Raw genomic sequence first — 7207 nt, 5'->3', positions numbered from 1 at the left:
GGCCGCTGGGTCGCCGTCGCCGTCGAGGATTCCAACAGCGTGGCGCTCGTCGACGCGGCCGCGCGCAAGCTCGTCGCCGACATTCCCGTCCAGGGCAAGAACCCCGAGCACGCCGTGTTCAGCCCGGACGGGCGCTGGTTGCTCGTCTCGGCCGAGAACGCGGAGCAGGTCGACGTGATCGACGTGGCCGCACGCCGCCAGGTCGGTTCGATCGCGGTGGGCCTGCGCCCGCGCGGCATCGGCTTCGCGCCGGACGGTACGCGGGCCTACGTCGCGTGCGAGCTCGCGGGCGCGGTGTACGTGCTGGATATCGACAAGCGCCGCAGCATCGCCACGATCCCGGCGGGGAAGAACCCGGCCGGCATCGTCGTGTCGCCCGACGGGAAGACGGTATTCGTGTCGAACGGCGCGGACGGCAGCGTGATGCGCATCGACGCGGCGCGCAATGCGGTGGACGCCACCATCGCCGTCGGCAAGCGGCCCTGGAACATGGCGCTGACGCCGGACGGCAGCCGGCTGTACGTGGCGAACGGGCGCTCGGACAGCGTGTCCGTGATCGACACGGCCGCGGGCAGCAAGACGGGCGACATCGCTGTGGGCCAGTTGCCGTGGGGCGTGGTGATCCGCTGACCTGTTCAAGTTTGGAACACCTGTACCAGAAACAGCCGGCGCCAGGCGGTCCAACACGGCAAAAACAGGGGAAAGCGGGCTGGCACGGGGTTTGCGAAAGAAGGGATGTACCGAGCAAACACCAGTGCCCGCAACGGCCACCCAACCCACAACGAAAGAGGATGACATGAATCTCGCAGACATCAGCAAACTCGGCGTCGCCAATCCGTTCCGCCAACGCTACGACAACTTCATCGGCGGCAAATTCGTCGCGCCGGTCAAGGGCGAGTACTTCGCCAACGTCACGCCGATCAGCGGCCAGCCGTTCTGCGAAGTGGCCCGTTCGACGGCCGAAGACGTGGAGCTGGCGCTGGACGCCGCCCACGCCGCCAAGGACGCCTGGGCGAAGACGTCGCCGGCCGAACGCGCCAACATCCTGAACCGCATCGCCGACCGCATGGAGCAGAACCTGCGCCTGATCGCGACCGCCGAGACCATCGACAACGGCAAGCCGATCCGCGAAACGATGGCGGCCGACATCCCGCTGGCGATCGACCACTTCCGCTATTTCGCGAGCTGCATCCGCACGCAGGAAGGCGCCATCTCGACCATCGACGACCAGACCTACGCGTACCACTTCCATGAGCCGCTGGGCGTCGTCGGCCAGATCATCCCGTGGAACTTCCCGATCCTGATGGCCGTGTGGAAGCTGGCCCCGGCCCTCGCCGCCGGCAACTGCGTCGTGCTGAAACCGGCCGAGCAGACCCCGGCCTCGATCATGGTGCTGGTCGAACTGATCGCCGACCTGCTGCCGGCGGGTGTGCTGAACATCGTCAACGGCTTCGGCCTGGAAGCGGGCAAGCCGCTCGCATCGAGCAAGCGCATCGCCAAGATCGCCTTCACCGGCGAAACCGGCACCGGCCGCCTGATCATGCAGTACGCCGCACAAAACCTGATTCCGGTAACGCTGGAACTGGGCGGCAAGTCGCCCAACATCTTCTTCGCGGACGTGATGGACGCGGACGACGACTTCTTCGACAAGTGCCTGGAAGGCTTCGCGATGTTCGCGTTGAACCAGGGCGAGGTGTGCACCTGCCCGTCGCGCGTGCTGATTCAGGAATCGATCTACGAGAAGTTCATCGAGCGCGCGCTGGCACGCGTGGCGCAAATCAAGGCCGGCAACCCGCTCGACGAGGGCACGATGATCGGCGCCCAGGCGTCGAAGGAGCAGCTGGAAAAGATCCTGTCCTACCTCGACATCGGCCGCCAGGAAGGCGCGCAGGTGCTGGCCGGCGGCGAGCAGGCGAAGCATGACGGCGACCTGTCCGGCGGCTACTACGTGCGTCCGACCGTGTTCAAGGGCGACAACAGCATGCGCATCTTCCAGGAAGAGATCTTCGGCCCGGTCGTGTCGGTGACGACGTTCAAGGACGAGGCGGATGCGCTGCGCATCGCCAACGACACGCTGTACGGCCTGGGCGCCGGCCTGTGGACGCGCGACGGCAGCCGCGCCTTCCGCGTCGGCCGCGCGATCCAGGCGGGCCGCGTGTGGACCAACTGCTATCACCTGTACCCGGCACACGCCGCATTCGGCGGCTACAAGCAGTCGGGCATCGGCCGCGAGAATCACAAGATGATGCTCGACCACTACCAGCAGACCAAGAATCTGCTGGTGAGCTACAGCCCGAAAGCGCTGGGCTTCTTTTAACTGGCAGAGAGGCGCCATGACAGCCAATATCGAACGCGTGATGGCGACTCCCGCCGCGCTGGCCTTCATCGGCGAGCTGCGGCGGCGCCACGGGCCGCTGATGTTTTTCCAGTCCGGCGGCTGCTGCGACGGCAGCACGCCGATGTGCTACGCCGCCGGGGAGTTCGACCTGTCCGACACGGACGTCTACCTGGGCAACCTGGACGGCGCGCCGTTCTACATCGGGCTGGAGCAGTTCGGTTACTGGGAACACACCCAGCTGATCATCGACGTGGTGGAAGGCAACGGCGGCATGTTCTCGCTCGATAACGGCACGGGCCGGCGCTTCCTCACGCGCTCGCGCCTGTTCACGGACGAGGAAAACGGCCAGCTGCGCAGCCAGGCGCCGGGACCTTAAGCGACGACAAAGCAGTAGGGTGGGCACCACGTGCCCACCATACAACGACAACAAAGGAGACAAGCATGAAGACGAGAATGACCATCCTGCTCGCAGGACTCGCCCCGCTGGCGTTCATCGCCCAGGCGGCCGACATCACCAACGCGATGATCGAAAACGCGGCCAAGGACACGAAGAACGTGCTGTCCTTCGGCATGGGTACGCAGGGCCAGCGATTTTCGACGCTCACCCAGATCAACACGAAGACCGTCGGCCAGCTGGTCCCGGCCTGGTCGTTCTCGTTCGGCGGCGAGAAACAGCGCGGGCAGGAGTCGCAGCCCATCATCGCCAACGGCAAGATGTTCGTCACCGCGTCGTATTCGCGCATCTATGCGATCGACCTGAAGACGGGGAATAAACTGTGGAAGTACGAGCACCGCCTGCCGGAAGCGATCATGCCGTGCTGCGACGTCGTCAACCGCGGCGCCGCCGTGTACGGCAACCTCGTCATCTTCGGCACGCTGGATGCGCAACTGGTCGCCCTCGACCAGAACACCGGCAAGGTCGTGTGGAAGGAAAAGGTCGACGACTATGCGGCCGGCTACTCCATGACGGCCGCGCCGCTGATCGCCAAGGGCGTCCTGATCACGGGCGTCTCGGGCGGCGAGTTCGGCATCGTGGGCCGCGTGGAAGGCCGCAACCCGCTGACGGGCGAGCTGCTGTGGTCGCGCCCGACCGTCGAAGGCCATATGGGCTACCGTTACGACAAGGACGGCAAGGCGATTGATGCGGGCGTCACCGGCACGGTCAACAAGAGCTGGCCGGGCGAGCTGTGGAAGACGGGCGGCGCGTCGACCTGGATGGGCGGCACGTACGACCCGGCCACGGGCCTCGCGTACGTCGGCACCGGCAACCCGGCACCGTGGAACAGCCACCTGCGCCCTGGCGACAACCTGTATTCGTCGTCGACGCTCGCGCTCGATCCGACGACGGGCCAGATCAAGTGGGCCTACCAGAGCACGCCGAACGATTCGTGGGACTTCGACGGCGCCAACGAGTTCGTCACGTTCGACATGAACGGCAAGCGCTACGGCGGCAAGGCCGACCGCAACGGCTTCTTCTACGTGATCGACGCGAAGACGGGCCAGCTGCAGAATGCCTTCCCGTTCGTGAACAAGATCACGTGGGCGAGCGGCATCGACCTCAAGACGGGCCGTCCGAACTTCATCGCCGCCAACCGTCCCAGCGATCCGACGAAGGGCGACGGCAAGAAGGGTTCGACCGTGTTCGCCGCGCCGGCCTTCCTCGGCGCGAAGAACCAGATGCCGATGGCGTACAGCCCGCAGACCGGCCTGTTCTACGTGCCCGCCAACGAGTGGGGCATGGAGATCTGGAACGAACCGATCACGTACAAGAAGGGTGGCGCTTACCTCGGTGCCGGCTTCACGATCAAGCCGCTGAACGACGACTACATCGGCGCGCTGCGCGCGGTGGATCCCAAGACGGGCAAGATCGTCTGGGAGAACAAGAACACGGCACCGTTGTGGGGCGGCGTGATGACGACGGCCGGCGGGCTCGTGTTCTACGGCACGCCCGAGGGCTTCCTGAAGGCGGTCGATGCGAAGTCGGGCAAGGAACTGTGGAAGTTCCAGACCGGTTCGGGCGTCGTCGCGCCGCCGGTGACGTGGGAAGACGGCGGCGTGCAATACGTGGCCGTCGTCTCCGGTTGGGGCGGTGCCGTGCCGCTGTGGGGCGGCGAGGTTGCGAAGAAGGTGAACTTCCTGGAGCAGGGCGGCTCGGTCTGGGTCTTCAAGCTCGCAACCAAGATTTGATTTGAACTCCAGGTAAGTGGTCAGGGAGGGTTATGCATCGGCTGCGGCGGCGGCCGGCGTCAAGACCCTGTTTTGCCGCGGCTTCGGCCGCGGTTTTTTTTATTTATACCGTTTAGTTCGTTTTTGTGTGCGGACGGTCAAAACTGCAACACCTGATCCGATTCGCCACAGAAAAATACGCTGTTTCTTCGCTTTTCCCCGGGTGAGCGACCGGGCACGCAACTTGCCATCACTGTCGGTACATCTCAACGATGTATCCCACTACAAACAAGAAAGCGAGGAGACAAATGAAGAAGGTTCACGCATTGGCCGTCATGGCCTCGATCGGCGCCTGCACGCAAGCTTCCGCGGTCGACCTGAAGGCCGGCGACTGGACGGTCAACGTCGGCGGCATCGTCAACGCATATTACACGGGCGTCTCGTGCAGCGGCGACGCCGTCGGCGGGCTGGCGCTGGGCGGCCGCGCGCTCGGCTGCGGCGGCGAGGATCACCGCACTACCATCGGCAACGGCCTGCTGCCCAGCGGTCTCGTGACGTCCGTATCGTCGACGCAGGGCGGCTTCGACGTCACCGCCAAGATCGGCATCTACGTCGCCACGGCGACGGACAGCGCGATCGCGCAAAACAGCACGGTCGACGTGCGCCAGGCCTTCTTCACGTTCGGCCGTGCGGACCTCGGCACCTTCAAGCTGGGCCGCGACTACGGCATCTTCGGCGCCAACGCGATCCTGAACGACATGACCCTCGTCGGCGCAGGCGCGCCGGTGCAGGCCACGCAGCGCGGCCGCGTGACGCTGGGCCACATCGGTGCCGGCTACAGCTACCTGGGCACGTATGGCCAGATCGTCTACAGCACGCCGAAAAACGACGCGGGCATCGGCTTCGACTTCGGCGTGATGAGTCCCGTGTCCGACACGCCGGTCATCGCCGGTCCGCGTTACTCCACCCGTTCGAGCCCGCAGGTGCAGGCGCGCCTCTCGTTCGCGCAGGACGGTTTCAAGGCCTGGCTCGGCGCCAAGACCCAGCGCTTCGAAACGCAGACGCCGGGCGCGAGCGACCTCACGATGAACGGCTTCGAAGCCGGCGCATCGTACCAGCTGGGCGCCGCGGGCCTGCTCGTCAACGCGCAGACGGGCCGCGCGCTGGGCATCCTGTCCGACGCCGACCAAGGCGACGTGCGCTCCAGGAACTTCCTCGTGCAGGGCACGTTCAAGACGACCGATGCCCTGAAACTGGGCCTGTCGTGGGGCCGCAGCGCCAACGACGACAACACCGTCGGCACCGGCGGCCTGAAGTCGAACGCCAACCTGACGGCCGGGGCCTACTATGCGCTGAACAGCGCGATCACGCTGGTGGCCGAGATCGGGCAGACGCGCTCGAAGGGCTTCGGCGGCGCCACCGCGCGCATGAACGGCGGTTCGGTCGGCGGCATCATCTTCTTCTGATGCGGCCATGAACCTGCTCCGCCTCGTCATCTGCTGGCTCCTGCTTTGCGCCGCGGCGCACGCCGGGACGCTGACGCAGGCGGAGCTGGCGCGGCGCTTCCCGGCGCCGCTGGTCGTCGGCGAAAAATCGGCCGACATCCCGGCCTGGCCGCTGTTCAAGCAGAACGGCACGGTGACGGAGCTGGTCGGCTATGCGTTCGAATCGGCCGACCTGGCGCCGGTGCCGGGCTTCGCCGGCGTGCCGCCGAATCTCCTCGTCGTCATGGACCCGAAAGGCACCTTCCTCGACGTGGCGGTGCTGTCACAGCACGAACCGGTGTTCCTGGAAGGTCTCGGGGAAGCGCCGCTGCGGGAGTTCCTGCAGCAGTACCGCGGGCGGTCGCTGGGGCAGGGCATCACGGTCGGTGGCGCGAAGGGCAGCCTGGACGGGGTGTCGAAGGCGACGGCATCCGTCCGCATCATCAACCAGAGCGTCCTGTCGGCCGCGCTGAAGGTGGCGCGCGCCAAGCTCGGTTTTGCGCAGGGGCGCGATCCGGGCCGCATCGGCCGGATCCGCATGGATGTCTTCGCGCCGCTGTCGCTGCAGGACATGCTCGATGCGGGCCTCGTGCGGCATGTCCGCGTGCGCCGGGGCGACGTCGAGCGGCTGTTCGCGGGGAGTAGCGGCGCCGGACTGGATGCGCAGGCGCTCGCGCAGCCCGACGACGTCTTCATCGACCTGTGGGTCGCGTGGGCGTCGGTGCCGGCCGTCGGCCGCAACCTGCTGGCGCCGCGCACGTGGAACCGGCTGCAGGGCAGGCTGGAACCGGGCGACCACGCGCTGCTCGTGCTGACGGCCGGTCCGCATACGCTTACCGGCGCGGACTTCGTGCGCGGCAGCGTCCCGCGCGGCATCGTGCTGCGCCAGGACCGCCTGCCGGTGGAGATGCGCGACCTCGATCTCGAACCGCGCCTGGCCGACGGCGTGCACCTGCCGGCCGACGAGATGCTGCTCATGCGCGTCATCGGCCAGGCTGGACTCGATCCGGCGCGCGCGCTCGACTTCGCGCTGCCCGTCACGCGCAGCAAAGGGATCGTCTATCCGGAGCGGATCACGCGCGAGATCGCGTTCTCGTACCGCCTGCCGGAGGCGTACTACATTGCGCCGGAGGGCGCCGCCCCGGCGTGGCAGGCCAGCTGGAAGGCGCGCACGAAATTCAGCGTGATCGCGGTCTTGAACGGTTCCAGTTCGACGAGC

Annotated in this window: 5 protein-coding genes and 1 pseudogene; all 6 read left to right on the top strand. The window is 66.6% G+C overall.

What is annotated here, in order from left to right; genetic code table 11:
• A partial coding sequence (locus ACEN88_RS20690; RefSeq protein WP_413342560.1) for a beta-propeller fold lactonase family protein occupies window positions 1-630 on the top strand: 630 nt, incomplete at its 5' end.
• Between the two features lie 166 nt (window positions 631-796).
• Window positions 797-2317: an aldehyde dehydrogenase gene (adh, locus tag ACEN88_RS20685; protein WP_413342558.1), complete on the top strand. Its 1521-nt coding sequence runs from the start codon at window positions 797-799 to the stop codon at window positions 2315-2317.
• A 16-nt stretch (window positions 2318-2333) separates the two neighbouring features.
• Entirely contained in the window at window positions 2334-2714 is a 381-nt protein-coding gene (locus ACEN88_RS20680) for a DUF779 domain-containing protein (protein ID WP_105381157.1), read from the top strand.
• 65 nt (window positions 2715-2779) lie between these two features.
• Window positions 2780-4525 carry a PQQ-dependent methanol/ethanol family dehydrogenase gene (locus tag ACEN88_RS20675; protein ID WP_413342556.1) on the top strand — a complete coding sequence of 582 codons (1746 nt, stop codon included), beginning with the start codon at window positions 2780-2782 and terminating at the stop codon, window positions 4523-4525.
• A gap of 287 nt (window positions 4526-4812) precedes the next feature.
• A complete protein-coding gene (locus ACEN88_RS20670; protein WP_413342554.1) occupies window positions 4813-5970 on the top strand; it encodes a porin in 1158 nt (385 codons plus the stop codon).
• Window positions 5971-5977: 7 nt separating this feature from the next.
• A pseudogene (locus tag ACEN88_RS20665) lies at window positions 5978-7207 on the top strand (4Fe-4S binding protein); the annotation flags it as partial.

Origin of the sequence: Massilia sp. CT11-108 (genome assembly GCF_047302915.1) — a bacterium.
GTDB classification, from domain to species: domain Bacteria; phylum Pseudomonadota; class Gammaproteobacteria; order Burkholderiales; family Burkholderiaceae_D; genus Telluria; species Telluria orientalis.
This window is presented reverse-complemented; position numbering and strand designations above follow the sequence as displayed.